This is a genomic window from Methanothermococcus sp., assembly GCF_015523155.1.
Taxonomy (GTDB): Archaea; AGJL01; Methanococci; order Methanococcales; family Methanococcaceae; genus Methanofervidicoccus.
In genome coordinates this window covers 1-18,040 of record NZ_WAKW01000022.1, presented here as the reverse complement: position 1 = coordinate 18,040, position 18,040 = coordinate 1, and the positions used below count along the sequence as shown (strand labels likewise).

Here is an 18,040-nt window from a genome sequence, read left to right as displayed (position 1 = left end):
ATTCTGTTTCATAATCCCACATCTAGGTTCCAAAACGAGCGATAGCGAGTTTTGGACTTTGGATAGCAACCTTTTTTAAAGGTTGCTTATAAAAACACTGTCCTAATTTTTTATTCTGTTTCATAATCCCACTAAAAAAATAAAAATTATAAATTAAAAATAAAATTAAAAATTATTATTCTAAAAAGATAAAAATAAAGTATAATTATCTTAATAATTCAATAATCTTTTCTTCAATCATTTCCTTAGGCTTATTTGTTATATTAGCAAGCCCTTCTGCGAATATAACGGCATATTTCAAAACATATTTCTTTTTCTGCTCCTCTTCCTTTTCTTTTCTTATTCTCGATATGTATTTTTCAAGCCCTCTTGCACATATCATCAATGCCTGTCTTATTTCATTAAATATCTCTTCATTTTCCTCGCTACTGCATGCCACTGCCTGCTTTCCAGCTGATGTATATGGTATATGGGTAGATATTAAATTTACAAACACAGTTAATGGAACATCTTCTTCGCTCCTAAGTCCGTATCTTCTCCAATTTACGCTTTTAACGGCATTTGTTATACCGCATCCAGAAGCATCAAACAGCAATGGCACATGGTTTGCAAATCTCATTATCTCCATTTTTCTTGTGCTATCAGATATTCTTCCAGCATTTCCACCGTATGCCAGCCCTACCTCAACTGCAAATGGAATTCCTCCCTTGTAGGTTTTTGGCCTCCTTGTAATTGTTTTTACAAACTCAGGATTAAGAGTTTTTAAGGACTCCTGTATATTTTCCTCGCCAATAGGCCTTAAACCAGCTGTGGATGGTGCCATGAAGTCCATGTCTTGAATTACTCTAACAATTAACTCTGCATCATTCCAATCCATGTTTTTTGGGTTCTTTTTTAAAAGGTTTTTTATTTCATTTTTGAATCTTTCGAGCTCTTCATTCGATACCATTCCCATATTTACCAATGAATCTACAAATTCTTTTGGATTTTTTGTTATATTTCTAAGTTTTTTCCTAAATCCCTCCATTAACGAAGCATTTAAATAATTTTTCTCTGCAAATTCAATGAAATTTTCAGGTTTCTTTTTGAAATGTTTTTTAATCTCTTTCAGCGTTTCTTCATCTAATTTGTCAAGTAAATAATCCATTATTAAATATTTCAAATAATACATTTTTAATTCGGATAAACTATCTGGAAGTGTGTTTATTATGGATTTTACATCTAAAATTTCTCTTTTATCCACATACTTGGAGAATTTTTCAATATAATCGTTAATTTTTATATTTAAATAACAATCTACTACAATATCCCAAAATGTGCTGTCCCTGTAATTTTCAAGTAGTTTATCCCTTAAAATATATTCTTGGAGCTCCTTAATTCTTTTTGAAGTCATCCTTGATAACTCACTTGTGAGCATGCTTGAAATCTTTATAGATTCAGTTCTTCTCGATATATATAGGAGCTCATCTGGGGTTAAACCATAGGGGTGGGGTTTCATTTCCTCAGGCCTTTCAGGAATGTCTTCAACTGTCCTATCAAAAACCACAGTTTCCTCTGGGTCGATAAGGGTTATTTTAGCATGGGGTGTAGATAAGCTTATTCTTCTTAAATATTCAAATGGTCCCTGTTCTCTCCTGTTATATGTTATATCTTTAAATTCCCCTTCAACTTTTGTTCCTCTCCAAAATCCTTCACTTATTTCATGAGAAACAACATCTCCTTCGTTTTTTTCAATACTCATCTTTATTTCCATTATATGGATTTTCCCATCTCCTGTTGATGTGGTAATTTTCAAAGGTTTTCCTGTTGTTATTTGTGCAAATAAAAGAACTCCTGCGGCACCAATACCTTGCTGACCTCTGGATTGAACAAGTCTATGCATTTTTGAACCTGCAAGCATCTTACCAAAAACCTTTGGAACAAATTCAGGGGGAATTCCTGGACCGTTGTCTTCAACAACAACTTTGTAATGGTCTGCCCCAAGTTTTTTAATTTCTATGTTAATATCTGGTAAAATCTCTGCCTCTTCACAGGCATCCAATGAGTTTGTTACGAGCTCGTGAATTATTGTAGTCATGCTTCTTAATTTACCGCTATATCCAAGCATGTGCCTATTTTTTCTAAAAAATTCAGAAATTGAATGTTCTTTAAATTCATCAAATATGACATCACTTTCAGCCATTTTTTCACCGTTATATAAAATAAAGTAATAATACATTAAAATATAATAATTATAACATTTGAAGATAATAATAAACTTTTTGCATATAAGGGATATTTAAATCATACTATAAAAATAGAATTTATAATTATAAAAATAAAAGTAAAAAAATAAAAAATTATATTATTTTCCTAATTTTTCATGAGCTCTTATACTTGGTCTTACTTTTTCAGCACCTTTACCTTTGTTTCTCAATCCTCTTCCCTTCTTACCTGCTGATGTTAAGCCTCTAAATGCTCTACCTTTATGTGTTCCTGAGCATAACCAGTTATATTTTGGGTCGTTTTTAATTGAGGGGTGGTTTGGGTCAACCAATATAACTTCATACCATTTTCTTTTTCCGTCTTCCCCTACCCAGTAGGAGTTTAAAACTTCCATGTTTGGATATCTTTTTGAAGCTCTTTCTTCAGCTATTCTCTGAATTGATTTAGCCATTGTAATTTTTTTGATACCCATTGTAGCAGGTTTCTTGGAGTGTTTTGGTCTAGGTTTTCTTAAACCTCCTCTTCTTACTTTAACTCTAACTACGATGATTCCTTGTTTTGCCTTGTATCCTAAGTTTCTTGCCCTGTCTATTCTTGTTGGTTTTTCAATTCTTACAACAGCAGGTTCATTTCTCCATTCCTGCATTCTTGACCATAATAATTCTTTTACATATGTTTCCTTTGGGGTTTTCCAAGCATCTCTAACATATTTATACATACTCATATTATCTCCTTCTTCGCTTTTATTCTTAGCTTTTTAGTTTTTATATTTACACGAATCGCTGACTATCGCTGTTTATGGGTTCGGCCTTTTTAGCCACATGCCCTACGGGTTTAATCACCCGTTACTGCTATAATAGTTTAGCCTTTTATGCTGTGTAGTAGGTAGTATATTAATTTAACGGTAGGTTTATATATAACCATGACTATATAAACTATAATTAATTTTAAAATTTATATTTATAGCATTATTTTGGTGAGAATATTATGGATAATGAAAATTATTATGATTATGATACACTTTTAAAGAGAGCCGTTAGTCAGCTTCCAGAAGAGGTATTTAAAGATGTAAGATTTGAAATTCCACATGCAGAAAGTTTTGTTGAAGGGAATAGAACAATGGTCAAAAATTTTAGAGATATTGCAAAAGCAATAAACAGAGATGTTCAGTTCTTTGCAAAGTATGTAATGAAGGAATTGGGTACAGCAGGTGATGTTGAAGGTCAGAGATTAATACTCCAAGGTAAATTTGGAAACTATATAATAAACTCAAAGATTAAAAACTTTGTGGAAGAATATGTTTTATGTCCAGAATGTGGAAAACCAGATACTAAAATCATTAAAGAAGGTAGAATTCACTTCCTTAAATGCATGGCATGTGGTGCTATGAAACCTATTAAATTAATTTAAATAATTTTTTAATTTTTTTAATTTTTTAAAATTTTTAATAAAATTTAAATTTTTTAATTAATTTTTTAATTTAAATTAATATAATAAAAAAATATAAAGTGAAAATATGAGGGGATTTTGTTATAGGTGCGGTCACGAAGGTGAATTACTGGATGGATTGTGTAAAATATGTTATTCTCAACTCCATCCATTATTCAATATTCCAGATGAAATAAAGGTTGAAGTATGCCATATGTGTGGCTCCTACAAAAGAAGAACTTGGCAAGACCCAAAAGGGAGAGATTTATATGAAATACTTGATGAAATAGCATATTATGCTACAAAGGATAATTTAAAAACTGCACACAAAAATATAAATATTGAAATAATACCTCAGGAGCCAAGACAGCTCCCAGGAGGTAAAAAATCTAGGGTAGAAATCCCTGTGAAAATAATAGCCACTGGAAAACTTCCTGGAGAGGATGAAGAAAGAACAGAAGAAAAAGACATTGTGGTATATTTAATAATGGTTCAGTGTCCAAGATGTTCAAGATATATGTCTAATTACTATGAAGCCACATTACAGGTCAGAGCAATGAATAGATTTTTAACCGAAGAAGAAAAAAAAGAGCTCGACGACTTTGTAAAAAATGAAACCAATAAACGATTAAAAAAAGATAGAATGGCGTTTATATCTAAATTTATACCTCAGAAAGAAGGTCTGGACTACCAGATAGGTTCCATGGGAGGTGCAAGGAATATAGCCTCTGTAATAAAATCTAAATATGGTGGAAAAATAAATGAGACTGCAAAACTGGTTGGTGTTGAAAAAGACACTGGAAAGAATCAATACAGAATAACCATTGTTGTTAGAATTCCAGAGTATAAAGTGGGAGATGTTGTAGAGTATAACAATGAACCGCATGAAGTAGTTTCAATGAATGAAAATAAATTATATTTGGAAAAATTATCAGATAAACGAGAAAAAATATCGTTGCAGTGGAATGATGCTGAGAAAAATACAAAATTATTAAAAAAAGGTGATGAATGCCCAACTGCCACGGTAATTTCTGTATCTCCAAATACAATAATTGCCATGGATAACCAAAACTATGAAATATATGAATATAACAATATATTCAAAGATATAAAAGAGGGAAATATATTAAAAATATTTAAGAATGAAAATATAAGCTATATCGTAGAAACTATAAAATAATTATATTATTTTTAAATTTATTGCATATATAAATTAAAAAAGGTATATAAAAACACCATGGTGAAAACATGCCTATAGAATATAACGATATAGATAAATTAAAGAAGATATCTAAAAAAATAAGATATAATGTTGTGAAAATGATAGGATTGGCTGAATCAGGACATCCTGGCGGTTCATTATCTGCGACAGACATTATTGTGGCGTTGTATTATAAATTAATGAATCACGATCCAAAAAATCCAAATAAAGAAGATAGGGATAGATTTGTTTTAAGTAAAGGTCATAGCTGTCCTGCATTATATGCAGTTCTTGCGGAACTCGGATATTTTGATAAAGATGAGCTCTGGAAATTAAGAAAAACCGGAGCTCTATTGCAAGGACATCCTTCAATAAAAATTTCAGGAATAGAAGCTAATACTGGTTCATTGGGTCATGGCTTTTCAGTAGCTGTTGGAATGGCATTGGGTTGCAGATTGGATAAATTGGATAACAATATTTATGTTCTTTTAGGAGATGGAGAATGTCAGGAAGGTCAGGTTTGGGAAGCTGCAATGGCAGCATATCATTATAAGTTGGATAATTTAATAGGATTTGTAGATAGAAACAGACTTCAAATAGATGGATGTACAGAAGATGTTATGTGTTTAGGGGATTTAAAGGAAAAATTCAAAGCATTTGGTTGGGATGTATTTGAAATAGATGGTCATGATTTTGAACAAATCATAGGGACTGTTGAAAAGGCAAAATCCATGAAAAACGGCAAGCCTAAAATGATTATAGCAAATACCGTTAAAGGTAAAGGAGTATCATTTATGGAAAATAATGTTGGATTTCATGGTAAAGCCCCAAATAAAGAGGAGTTGGAGAAAGCATTGAAAGAACTTTCATAAATAATTAAAAAGTTATGGCTATAATTACGAAATAAAAAAAGCGTGAAAATATACCTAAAATCAAAGATTTTATATATTTTTCACTATATCTAAAATTCCCTATGGGAATTTTACGAAATAAATTAGACAAAATCACTTCATGATTTTGTTGCTCGCTTGCTACGCAAGCGAAAACTCGAAGAGTTTTTTAATTTAAAAAGAAAAACCGTGAAAATATGGTAAAAATAGGAGCATCTATTCTCTCAGCAAATTACGGATATCTAAAAGATGAAGTAAAAAAAGTAGAAAAAGCAGGCATAGATTTCATCCATATTGATATGATGGATGGACATTTTGTCCCAAATCTAAGTATGGGTATTGGTATTTCAAAATATATAAAAAACATAACTAATTTACCAACAGATGTTCATCTAATGGTGGAAAATCCGGATTTATTTATACCTATACTTGCAGATGACGCCGATATGATTACATTTCATATTGAAACATGCAGATTTCCATTTAGAACTATAAATTTAATAAAAGAGAGTGATTCTAAACCGATAGTAGCTTTAAATCCATCAACACCTATTGATACTGTTGAGTATATTTTAGGAGAGTTATATGCTGTTCTTGTAATGACTGTTGAACCGGGTTTTTCCGGTCAAAAGTTTATTACGCCAATGTTAAAGAAGATAGATAATTTAAAAAATATAATTCTTAAAGAAGGATATGGCACGAAGATTTTTGTTGATGGCGGTATAAATTCAGAAACTGCTCCAAAAGCCGTTGAAGCTGGTGCAGATGTATTAATTGCATCTTCTGCAATTTATAAAAATGAAAATATTGAAGAGGCTGTTAGAACTTTAAGGGCTTCTGCGAAATTTAAAAAATAGATTTTTATTTGGTGAGATTATGAGATATGAACTTGGAGAAAAGAAAGCAATGAGAAATGCCTATGGAGAAACCTTGGTTGAATTGGGGAAAAAATATCCAAATTTAGTAGTTCTTGATGCAGATTTATCAGGTTCAACAAAAACTAAAATGTTTGCAAAAGAATACCCAGATAGATTCTTTAACACAGGTATTGCAGAACAGAATATGGTAGGCATGGCAGCAGGACTTGCAAGAACTGGAAAGATAGTATTTGCATCAACATTTGCCATGTTTGCAAGCGGAAGAGCATGGGAACAAATAAGAAACTCTGTTGCCTATGCAGATTTAAACGTAAAGATTGTTGCGACTCACAGTGGTATAACCGTAGGGGAAGATGGAGCAACACACCAGATGACAGAAGATATTGCCATAATGAGAGCAATACCAAATATGAAAATAATTGCCCCAAGTGATTACTATGAAACAAAACATGTAATAAGATGGTGTGCTGAATACTACGGTCCTGTTTATGTTAGGATGCCGAGAGGGAATACAGAAACAATATTTAAAGACGAAGAAGATGCCAAATTTGAATTTGGGAAGGCAAGGATTTTAAAGGAAGGAAAGGATTTAACAATCATTGCCACTGGAGAGTTAGTTCCAGAGGCAATAAAGGCATCAGTCATATTGAAAGAAAATGGAATAGATGCAGAAGTAATATCTATGCCAACCATAAAACCAATTGATGAAGAGGCTGTGAAAAACTCCAACGATTTTATAGTTTCACTTGAAGACCACAATATTATAGGTGGATTGGGAGGAGCTCTATCAGAAGTTATAGCAACATACGGATTAAATAAAAAACTTTTAAAAATCGGTATAGACGATGAGTTTGGAATTTCTGGAAAAGCGGAAGAACTTTTAAAATACTACAAACTGGATGGCGAAAGTGTGGCTAAAAGGATAATGGAAGAATATAATGGAAAAACCGAATAAATAATAAATATAGAAATTATACTACACAAAAATAATAAATAATATATTACACAATAATTTACCTTTAATCTTTTTAGTGATACTATGAAAAAAATAGGGATTCTTGAAATTTTAGTCATACTCGCCATATTAATTACTTCGGGAGCTCTGGCATATAAATTTATAAATTCCAATAATAAAAACAGCAACTACGAATTTGATGGAGACCAAATGTACAAATGCGCATGGGTTTCTGAAAAGATAATGAACAAAAATTTCCCGCTGTATGCCCATGTGAAAGGAAAATGGACTTCATCTAAGGAAGAGTTTAACGACACCGTGTTGATTACCGGAGCTCGTGGGGGAACTCTTTATGCAATATACAAAAATCAATCTATTACGATTGGGGGAGAAATGGCATATGTCGAAGATATTGCCGCTAAAAAGATAATTTTAAAGCCCTTGGGTAATTCAATAATTGAATACCAATTAAATCCAATTGATGGAAATTCATTTAAGGAAATCAAAAATAAAATAGAAAGCACAGAATATAAGTATAAAAATCTAAATTTAACGATACTTAAAACATATATTGAAGGTTCCCTTGCAGCAGATTCAAAAACTTTTGCACCATCAGAACAGCAGAATATTAAAAATAACCTATATTTAGATTTGAATAATAAAAATAATAGATTGTCCATTTATTTCGTTGAAAATGGTTTGTTTATAAATGGAAAATTAGATTTGGAAACACTAAATACCTTGGATGATATAATAAACCCCCATAAAATCACCACTTCACAAATAACAGTGTATTTGGTTGTAAATGAAACAGCCGATAAAATACCCAAAAACATAACTGCATATAACAACAATTCAATGATTATAGCATTACAATAATATAAGGAATTAGTATGGAGCTCCTAAAAACCCATTTAAAGAATATTGATATAAATGAAAAAATCAAAGCACATCATTTATTTGTGCTAATTACTTCTTTCTATATTTTATTTTCCAGTATATCATATTATTCAGGCTTTTTGGCATTATTTAGTGCAATTTTCTTTTATATGTCCTATATCGTAGGAGAGAGGCTATATTATATTTTAAATTTAGATGATATTTCCAACTGTGCCAGTATATTCAATTTAAAAAAACCATATAAGCCAAATTATTCAAAACATTATAAATTTGGACTGTTTTTAATGTTTATTGGCATATTATTTATATTTTTTGATATTTTATGGGTAAGGGATATTCCGCTTTTTGACCCCACTTCAAGAAGATTTTTAAATGTGCCATTTACCGCCTTATCTCATCTTTTGCTTTTAGGTTGGGCAATAGTCGTTGCTTCAAATTTATCACTAAATAAAATAAAAGTTATAGCATATTCCACTGTTTTTTCAGCATTGATAATGCTTTTAGGATATAGGACAAATGTTATGATATTGTTTTTATCCATACTTTTTGTAATGTATTACTCCAACAAAATAAAAACAAAGGAGTTAATTTATTCAGCAGTTGGAATATTTTTAATACTACTTTCCATGTCAATATTAAGACTTTATGTATTAGGAAGCGGCGGAAATCCAATATTTTCAAGAATAGATTTAACTATGAGTATTTTTGATATTATCGTTAAGAATTTTAACGGAATGTTTAATGGACTTATACATTACTGTTCAATTTATTCCTATATTGGAACATTCCCCGGTCCAAGAACTGTTGTGGCAAATAGCATAGGTGTTTATGGAGTTACAATAACTCCAACGATTTTTGGAGCAGTAATTGGAGATTATGGAACACTTGGAATTATCCCATACTTCGGTATTTTAGGTATATTTTTAGGTTTGTATTATAAAATCTCTGAAAGTTTAAAAGGTATTTATTTGGGAGTTTATGCCATTTTAATATCATATTTGTTGGTTGGTATCGAAACAGGTATTTTAGATTTTGATGTAATTTTATTTTATATGTTTGGATTTATATTATGCATATATGTTATAGTATTAAAAATTTCAAATAAATTAAAAAATTAAAAGGAATAACGGGGTTTAAATGAATTCAAATGTTTTAAATAAATATATATATAAATATAAATTAGACCATCCAGTAATAATAGTGTTAGCTGGACATTTGGCAATTTTTTTCTTAGCTATGCCTTATTTTTATAAATTTAATCCCTATTCATTATTGAAAATATTCTCAGTAATTTTTTTATATATTTTATTTTATTCACTGCCTTTTCTGGTGGATAATTATGTAAATAAGAATAAAAATATAAATATAATAAATAAATATATAAACAATCCTTATGCTTATTCAATACTGCTGTTTGTTATCATATATTATGGGATATATACCATTACAAATTCTTTTTTACTATCTATTCTATATCCTTTATTGGTAATTGGTATTTTAAACCTATTTGCTAAATGCACCAATCTATCAAATAATGGTAGTAATAATTATAGTAATAATAATGGCAATTTTTTTATAAATATTCTATCTACAGTATTTAAATTTTTATCCAAATATATTGACGAGTTCATATTTGGGATAGGGGTTATTTCATTTATACTGATAGTAATAACCTACAATGCAATTCCCTTATTTAATTATGATGTAAGAATGGAAATTTCCGCCGACCCATTGCGGTTAATTTCCACAGGAGCTCTGGTTTATGGTGGAATTAATAACATATTTTATTTTATAATTTCCTTTATCCTTATTGCACTATTGGGATATAAAGCAGGAATTTTAATTTTATGTGTTTCATTCTTAATATTCCAATATAAATCTAAAAAAATTCCCACAAAATGGTTAATATCATCAATTATTGGATTGTTTATAGTTTTAACAGTTATGTCAAAGGTCATATTGTTATCATCAGGTCAAAACTGGAAAATCGGTATTTTAGGAATGTTATCCTATAGAGCTTATTTTGACATGCTCGTGCTAGAAAAAATAATAAATTACTCCAATTTAATGCTTGGTAATATAATATTTAATCCAACAGGTGAAAAGTTCATTGGAGAGATTTTATTTAACTATTCACACAACATTACCTCAACAATGTTTGGACCAGTTTATTTAGATTTTGGGATATTTGGGGTGTTATTTGCATTATTATTTGGTATGGCAAGTAAATTAATATATAATGGAGATAAAAAATTATATGCAATATATGCATCTATCCTTTTATCGATGTGTGAAATTGGTATTAACTATGGATTTTTAATTGTAATGTTGGTGTTCTTATATATGAATTCATTAAAAATAAAAAAATAATAATTTCTGTGATATTTATGTTATCCAATGTAAAATTTAAAGATGTTAAAAATGTTAATAATGATGAGTTTAAATTGAAAAAATTTGAACTTAAAGAAATTTCTTCCGATAATAATATATCTAAATCCAAAAATTTTTATGAGAAAAAAGATGATAAATATCTTGTTATTATTGTTGATATGGATGATGATATAGGAAGAAAAGCAAATATTAATACTCCAATTTTGGGAAGAGTGGATTGTATTAATACATCTGTAAAACTGGGATTATCAGACCCAGGGGATACGGATGTTAATTCAATACTTGGGGGCATTAAACTTTATGATGAATTGAAAAAAGAGGGAAGAGATGTAGAGCTCGCCATAATATCTGGACATAAAAATGTCGAATCTGAAAAATGTGCAAAAAGGATAAAAGAACAGCTCGATTTTTTAATATATCTGTATGAACCTAATTTTATATATCTTGTATCTGATGGTAAAGAGGATGAAATGGTATTGAAATATTTGGAAAATAAAGATGTATTTATATGGAAAAAAAGAATTATTGTAAAACAGAATGAATCCTTAGAATCCACCTATTATTTAATTCAAGAATTCCTCAAAAAGACCATGTCTCAATATGTTCCATTTATATTTACATCCATTGGTTTTGCCATGGTTATTTATGCCATATTTGCAGATTTGGGATGGAGGATAATTGTAGGTATGGTTGGATTATATATTCTTTCAGAAGGATCTGGACTAACCCGTGCATTAAAAAAATCATTTAAAGAGGGCAAAAAAGGTCTTGAATTTGGAAAAATCACACTTATAGGTAATATAATTGTTATATTAATTATTATTGTAGGTTTGTTATATTCTTACAATGTATCATATCATTTAAGTTTTATTCAGGCTGTTGGGAATTTTATATACAATTTTACCAATCCATTGGCATTGGCTCTTTTGATATATGTTACAGTTCATTTTATAGATGATGTAATATATACAAATAAAGAAATATTGGATTTATTGAAAGGATTTTTATTTAAAATAATTGTTATATTCATATCAAGGGATATATTGTTTGAATTTTCAAGATATTTAGAGGGTAATATTTCATTTGCAATAATTATTGTGCATGTAATAGTATATATTGCCTTACTTATAATACTATCTTCAATATTATTTCATAATAGAAAAAAATAATTTATAATAAAATATTAAAAAATAATAATATTAATTTAAAATTGGTTTGAGACTATGTTAAAAATTTTAGGATATGATGGTTCTGACCTAAAAAAAATAACTATGGATGAATTAAAGGATAATTATCCCTTGATATGGATAGATTGTTATGACCCATTTAATGAGGAGCTCTTTGAGATATCCAAAAGAATAGGTATAGATATGGATGAGTTAAAGTTGGGTCTTGATGAACAAGAGGTCCCTAGAATTGAAGAAGAGGATGATTATTATTTGATAATTTATAAAGCACCACTATTTGAGGAGGATATTACAACGACATCTTTTGGTATTTATATTAAAGACAATATTATTTTAACAATTCACAGTGATAAGATAAAATCCATAGGAAAAATATACAATCTTTTAAAAACAAAAAAACCAAAAATTCTATTGGATAGGGGGATAGGATTTTTTTTATATACTTTATTAAATCAAATTACTTTAAGTTATTCGAGGATTATTCTTAACTTAGAAGATGAATTGGATAGATTGGAAAATATTCTTCTACAAGACCAGAACAATAATAATATAACTGGAGAAATACTACAACTTAGAAAAACATTGGTATATTTCCACAAGGCATTGGTATCAAATAAAGATGTTTTATCAATTTTAAAACGAAAATATTTACCAATTACAACTCAGGATGATAGGGAGCATATCGAAGACTTATACTATGATACATTGCAGTTGATAGATATGGAAACTACATATAGAGAATTGCTTGTTTCAATGATGGATATGAATTTATCACTTGAAAACATAAGAATGAACCAAATTATGAAGATTTTAACCATGGTTACTACACTATTTGCAGTTCCTGTTTGGATAACAGGAATATATGGTATGAATTTTAAATATATGCCTTTGTTAAATAACCCTTATGGATTTTGGATTATTATGGGTATTTCAACTGTTATAATTGTAATTTTATTGTATGTATTTATGAAAGAAAAATGGATAAAATAATAAAATATAATTGGTGAAATTATGAAAGAAATTATTATCTGGCCAGTTTATCTCGATGTTGGAAAAAGCAGAAAAGAGGGAAGGAAGGTATCAAAAGAATTAGGTATCAAAACTCCAAAATTAAAAAATATATATAATATATTGATAAAAATGGGATATACTGCTGAACTTATAAAAAATAAATCCTATCCAAAAGAACCTTGGGAAACAGTAGGATATATCAAGGTAAAAGTTAATGATGATGTTTCAAAAACAGAATTAATCAAGAAAATTTGCAAGAAGGTGAATAAAAAAAATATATAGATATATAATAAATTTTACAACTTTTTTTAACTTATTCCGCAAGAAGTCCCCTTCTGTTATAAATCCTTTGGATTTTAGCTCGCAAATAAAGATTTGCGATGGGAGAGTCCATTTTAAGACGGAGGGTGGTAATTCACTTTTACATATATATTTTATATATCGCTCGGTATTGAAACCTAAAATAACAAGCCTTGGGCGGGGTTTGAACCCGCGACCTTCTGCTTACCAAGCAGACGCTCTACCAGGCTGAGCCACCAAGGCACCAAACTTATATAAAATACAATCTAATATATAAAGTTTTTCATTTTAAAGGGGTTGTCGAAAAATTGAATTAGAAAGTTTATACAGTATTATGTATTAATACTTATATTCTCATCAGTATGACTTTATATTAAATTAATAAAATTAATAAAAAATAACTTTAATTTTATTTATTAAGTTCCTATTCTTACAGGCTCTGAAAGGTCTTTTATAACTCTTATTACAGAATATGCTGCCAATGCCGAAGTTTTAGGGTTGTCATTACATGGTTTATTCTCAACTGTGGTTTTTATTATCCCTATAGAACCTTTAACCATAATTTCATGTTTGTTTGATACTGCGGAAGGGTCTGCTATTATTTTAACTTTTGCGGGGATTTTCGATGCTAAGGAGAGAACAACAGATACATTTATATTCTGTGGAAATTCCTTAATAGCCTCAAATACATCTCCTTCAAAAACTGTTGTAGGTTTTGAAATAGTACATGCATCCATTCCAAGATTTTTTAATGCATCTTTTAACCCCTCAACAGGTTTTGTTGTTGTAAGAATTACCTCTTCAATTGTTCCTAAGGATGAGGCTTTTATAGCGTCAATACCTGCTATTGCTCCTGAGGGAATATATATTTTTCTATTGTTTTCTTTTGCGAGATTGTATAATTTTAAAAACAAATTTTTATCTGCAAATGCTCCAACACTCATTACAATAACATTTTTACCATTACGTAAAGCCTTAGATACAGTTTCGTCTACTGCCTTGACCGATGCACATTCTATTACTATATCCAAATCTTTAGTTACCAATTCATCTACTGAATTGCATACTTCTGCATTAGTCAATTTTCCGAGCTCTTCTGATTTATGTCTATTTTTGTCATATAATGCAACAATTTTTGGATTTATTTTGCCTGATTTTACTGCTTTTACTATCAATGTGGCTATTGTTCCACATCCAACCATACCTATTTTTAACATTTAGCATCACTTCAAATTCTTAATAAAAAAAATTAAATCTTCAATATTATAAATATTTCCATTTATAAAAAAATAAAGAATTAAAAATTTTTTAATATATTATTATAATATTTATAATTGTGGTGATTTTCTATCTGTTGCTGGGGGTTTTATTAAAATAATATTGCCTATTGATTCTACTATCTTATATGGAAGGACTATCTTTTTGGATGGATCAGATATATTATCCCTTAAACATCCCTTTGATGCATCGGAGATTACAATACCTCCTACTGATGACTTCTCAACATCTATCATGGTGTCATAGGTTTCTCCGACATAAAGCCCTTTTGTCGTATATATCTTTTTACCCAATATTTCGCTAATTTTAATAGCCATTTTAAGACCTCCAATACTTATATAATTTTTATTACAATTATCATATATAAATATTTAATTATAAAATAATATCATCAATACTTATTTTTTCAGCACTATATAATTTCTTTGCCTTTAAATATATCAATTCATCTGCTTTGCTATTTTCATCCACGATTACAAAAACCTTGGAAGGATTTACCTTATTTATTAATTTATTTATCTGTTCCTTAATTATATCACATTTTTTTTCAATGCCTTTAAGAGCCTTTTCTGGTATATTTGGATTTATAAATTTCATATCTTCAACTTCTAAAACACCCTCTGTGGAAATTATATTTAAGTTTGGTATTTTATTTTTTAAGTTTTTTAACAATTTTTTATTGCTTACAATGTATAGGGCACTTTTGTCCAGCTGGACTCCCTCTTCAAACTTAAATCCAAATTCTTTCAACACATTGTTAAGATGTTTTTGGGTTTTAATTATTAATTTACAAAACATTTTTGCCTCATCATCATTCAAATTATGCAGCGGTGCTTTTTTGTAAAGGTAATCATCTGCCTCAATGAGTGCGTAAAATGCCTTTTTAAATTCATCTACATTGATATTTCCAGATTTTGCATCTTTATATGTTATGTTTTTAGATTCTGTAATATTTGGGAGTTTGGCATTTTTTAATTTTGAGGATTCCTCATCCAACTTTGATATTGTGGCTACTGCCTTTTTTATAAGTATTTTTGAATCGTTTAGTCTGTTCATTGTATCACATAATATTTATTTATGCTCCATTGTGATAGATATATACTATAATATATATCATATATAGATTATTAATTATTATCATTGCTGTTATTATTTTTCATTTTATTTTCTATCTCCATTCTTTCGAGCTCCTCTACAAGTAATGTAATAAATACCCCTACATCAGTGACTACCCCTATTGCCTGGGAGGTTCCTCTATCCATTAATTTCGTTACAGCATCTGAATTAATATCCACACATACGGTTTTTATGTATGAGGGCATTAGATTTCCAGTAGCTATGGAATGTAATAATGTAGCCATCATAATTACCATTTTTTTATCAAGTATAGCTTCCCTCATTTTGTTTTGGGCATCTATTGTATTTGGAATAACATCTGGAAGAGGTCCATCGTCCCTTATACTGCCTGCAAGCACATATGGAACATTATTTTTCACACATTCATACATAATTCCACTTTTAAGTATACCCTGTTTAACGGCATTTTTGATACCACCTGCCTTCATAATGGTATTTATAGCATATATATGGTGTTTATGACCTCCAAGAACAGGTTTTCCAGTTTTTATATTTACACCAAGGGATGTTCCATATAAAACACTCTCTATATCATGGGTTGCAAGAGCATTTCCTGCAAGAAGTGCTTGAACATAACCCATTCTAATTAGTTTTGCAAGAGCAGGAGCCCCGCCTGTGTGTATTATTGCAGGACCACCTACAATGGCTATTCCACCTTCACCTGTTTTTTTATATTCTTCCCTTATTTGATACATTTCTTTTGCTATCTTTCTTATAATTGCCTGTTTAGGCTTTTCAGCAGATACTTCTGAGTTCATAAATTCAAATAACTCTCCTTTTTCCCTTGGTCTCTCGGGTGGTATAACTCTGATGCCTTTATGTCCTATAACTACCAAATCTCCCTTTTTAATGTCTCTCATAACCTTTGTTTCTGCCCTTTTTTCCTCTGGATAAACTACTATTACAGCATCCATTTTAGGTTTTTCAACCTCTATCCATTCATTGTTGTATTTTATATATGTTGGATGGTTCGTTGTTGAATAAAATCCATCAGGCAAAACTTTATCCTGTTCAGCTGGTTTTACCTCTACATTTTCGATTTCTGGAATTTCTGCCCCTATATTTTGTAATTCTTCAAGTATTTTATCGAGATGTTCTTGATTTTTACCAATCACCAATAATTTTGCATAGGATGGGTCGGTTTTTCTTTTTCCTATATTAAATTCTAAAACTTTATAATCTCCATCGAGCTCTAAAATTGTATCAAAAGCCTTTGGAAGTATTAAATTATCAATAATATGCCCTTTTAATTCAATTTCCCTAACAAACATAAAATCACCAAATATTATAATTTTAAATTTTATAATTAATTTTTTATAATTTAATCTATATGGTATGTTATAATATAAATGGGTAATGTTCTCTTTTAATCTCTGGAACATCTGCAAAACAATCGGAAGTTATTGAGTTTAACATAAATCCATCCATACCTTTTAAATTAACTAAGAGGCATCCTTTTATTGTAATATTAATATTTGGAGCTCTCTTTCTCATCTCATCCACAAGTAAAAGAAGGTCTTTAATCCGTCCGACACTGCTAATATCCCCAATATTTTTTAAATCCCTTAAATTTTTGTCATGCACGATTAATTGATGAATCATCATCTCTTTAACATCTGTGTTATTGTTTAGTATTTCTGCCAGCTCGATGAGCTCATTTTCATTAAAATTTGGAATATATATGCTCCTCACAATGGTATGTATATATTTTGACGATAGTTTTATGTTATTTAAAACCTTTTCGAAAGTATCTGAATTTGTAAGAATTTTATGAGTTTCAGGTTTTGAAGCACTTAAACTTATCATTACAATGTCGAGCCCCATTTCCTTAAATTCTTTTATTAACTCCTCATTTAAATTGACTCCATTTGTCTGTAAATCACACCTTAAATTTAGTGATTTTGTAAATTCTATTGCCTTTTTAACTTTATCTGGATAAGTAAGCGGCTCTCCGTATTGACTGATTGTTATGGCTGTATGTCCTTTGGTGTCTGGATTATCGGGGTCAATCCCATAAATTCCGGGTTTTATTTTTAGTAATTTTGAATAACAAAATATGCACTTATGTGAGCACTTTTGAGTTATCTCTATTGATGGATGATGGTGCGGATTTTTATTATTTAAATCAAGTCCTTCACATCCTATGCAGTGTTTTGATACTCTTAAATTTTTCACAATAGATTCCAATCTATCGCAAATTTCATTTCTTAAAATAATTTTCAATATCTCACCTACTCCAATAAATGTTTTAAGATATGTCCAGTTTCTTTTTTTATAAT

Annotated in this window: 18 protein-coding genes and 1 tRNA gene; 11 read left to right on the top strand and 8 right to left on the bottom strand. The window is 29.6% G+C overall.

Annotated features, from left to right (window positions below; all coding sequences use genetic code 11):
- Positions 1-205 precede the first annotated feature (205 nt).
- Both F7B34_RS02885 and F7B34_RS02880 read right to left on the bottom strand, forming a co-directional pair.
- Positions 206-2,182, bottom strand: coding sequence for a DNA topoisomerase VI subunit B (locus F7B34_RS02885; protein WP_292460223.1), 1,977 nt, complete (start codon positions 2,180-2,182; stop codon positions 206-208).
- A 162-nt stretch (positions 2,183-2,344) separates the two neighbouring features.
- Positions 2,345-2,929, bottom strand: coding sequence for a 50S ribosomal protein L15e (locus F7B34_RS02880; RefSeq protein ID WP_292460222.1), 585 nt, complete (start codon positions 2,927-2,929; stop codon positions 2,345-2,347).
- Between the two features lie 263 nt (positions 2,930-3,192).
- Between F7B34_RS02880 and F7B34_RS02875 the strand changes: the two genes are divergently transcribed.
- From F7B34_RS02875 to F7B34_RS02825, 11 genes are all read left to right on the top strand, one after another.
- Positions 3,193-3,615 (top strand): translation initiation factor IF-2 subunit beta, encoded by a 423-nt coding sequence (locus F7B34_RS02875; protein WP_292460220.1) that lies wholly within the window; start codon positions 3,193-3,195, stop codon positions 3,613-3,615.
- 106 nt (positions 3,616-3,721) lie between these two features.
- Positions 3,722-4,813 (top strand): 60S ribosomal export protein NMD3, encoded by a 1,092-nt coding sequence (locus F7B34_RS02870; RefSeq protein ID WP_292460218.1) that lies wholly within the window; start codon positions 3,722-3,724, stop codon positions 4,811-4,813.
- Positions 4,814-4,881: 68 nt separating this feature from the next.
- Positions 4,882-5,706 (top strand): transketolase, encoded by an 825-nt coding sequence (locus tag F7B34_RS02865; RefSeq protein WP_292460216.1) that lies wholly within the window; start codon positions 4,882-4,884, stop codon positions 5,704-5,706.
- Positions 5,707-5,921: 215 nt separating this feature from the next.
- Complete coding sequence (rpe, locus tag F7B34_RS02860) at positions 5,922-6,581, top strand: ribulose-phosphate 3-epimerase (protein ID WP_292460214.1); 660 nt, start codon at positions 5,922-5,924, stop codon at positions 6,579-6,581.
- Positions 6,582-6,600: 19 nt separating this feature from the next.
- Positions 6,601-7,557 (top strand): transketolase family protein, encoded by a 957-nt coding sequence (locus tag F7B34_RS02855; protein ID WP_292460212.1) that lies wholly within the window; start codon positions 6,601-6,603, stop codon positions 7,555-7,557.
- Between the two features lie 84 nt (positions 7,558-7,641).
- Positions 7,642-8,436: a TrmB family transcriptional regulator sugar-binding domain-containing protein gene (locus F7B34_RS02850; RefSeq protein WP_292460210.1), complete on the top strand. Its 795-nt coding sequence runs from the start codon at positions 7,642-7,644 to the stop codon at positions 8,434-8,436.
- A 14-nt stretch (positions 8,437-8,450) separates the two neighbouring features.
- Positions 8,451-9,575, top strand: coding sequence for an oligosaccharide repeat unit polymerase family protein (locus tag F7B34_RS02845; RefSeq protein WP_292460208.1), 1,125 nt, complete (start codon positions 8,451-8,453; stop codon positions 9,573-9,575).
- A 19-nt stretch (positions 9,576-9,594) separates the two neighbouring features.
- On the top strand, positions 9,595-10,827 hold the full coding sequence (locus tag F7B34_RS02840) for an oligosaccharide repeat unit polymerase (RefSeq protein ID WP_292460206.1): 1,233 nt from the start codon (positions 9,595-9,597) through the stop codon (positions 10,825-10,827).
- A 17-nt stretch (positions 10,828-10,844) separates the two neighbouring features.
- Positions 10,845-12,017 (top strand): DUF373 family protein, encoded by a 1,173-nt coding sequence (locus F7B34_RS02835; protein WP_292460205.1) that lies wholly within the window; start codon positions 10,845-10,847, stop codon positions 12,015-12,017.
- Positions 12,018-12,071: 54 nt separating this feature from the next.
- Complete coding sequence (corA, locus tag F7B34_RS02830) at positions 12,072-13,025, top strand: magnesium/cobalt transporter CorA (protein WP_292460203.1); 954 nt, start codon at positions 12,072-12,074, stop codon at positions 13,023-13,025.
- A 21-nt stretch (positions 13,026-13,046) separates the two neighbouring features.
- Positions 13,047-13,328, top strand: coding sequence for a signal recognition particle subunit SRP19/SEC65 family protein (locus tag F7B34_RS02825; protein WP_292460202.1), 282 nt, complete (start codon positions 13,047-13,049; stop codon positions 13,326-13,328).
- Between the two features lie 187 nt (positions 13,329-13,515).
- Here F7B34_RS02825 and F7B34_RS02820 read toward each other — a convergent pair.
- The 6 genes from F7B34_RS02820 to F7B34_RS02795 form a co-directional block, all read right to left on the bottom strand.
- Positions 13,516-13,589, bottom strand: a tRNA-Thr gene (locus tag F7B34_RS02820).
- A gap of 173 nt (positions 13,590-13,762) precedes the next feature.
- Positions 13,763-14,563, bottom strand: coding sequence for an aspartate dehydrogenase (locus F7B34_RS02815; RefSeq protein ID WP_292460200.1), 801 nt, complete (start codon positions 14,561-14,563; stop codon positions 13,763-13,765).
- A 111-nt stretch (positions 14,564-14,674) separates the two neighbouring features.
- Positions 14,675-14,941, bottom strand: a complete 267-nt coding sequence (locus tag F7B34_RS02810) for a PRC-barrel domain-containing protein (protein WP_292460198.1) — start codon at positions 14,939-14,941, stop codon at positions 14,675-14,677.
- 58 nt (positions 14,942-14,999) lie between these two features.
- Complete coding sequence (locus F7B34_RS02805) at positions 15,000-15,680, bottom strand: DUF2100 domain-containing protein (RefSeq protein ID WP_292460196.1); 681 nt, start codon at positions 15,678-15,680, stop codon at positions 15,000-15,002.
- A gap of 71 nt (positions 15,681-15,751) precedes the next feature.
- Positions 15,752-17,032, bottom strand: a complete 1,281-nt coding sequence (locus F7B34_RS02800; protein WP_292460194.1) for a TIGR00300 family protein — start codon at positions 17,030-17,032, stop codon at positions 15,752-15,754.
- A 67-nt stretch (positions 17,033-17,099) separates the two neighbouring features.
- Entirely contained in the window at positions 17,100-17,984 is an 885-nt protein-coding gene (locus F7B34_RS02795) for a radical SAM protein (RefSeq protein ID WP_292460224.1), read from the bottom strand.
- Positions 17,985-18,040 lie beyond the last annotated feature (56 nt).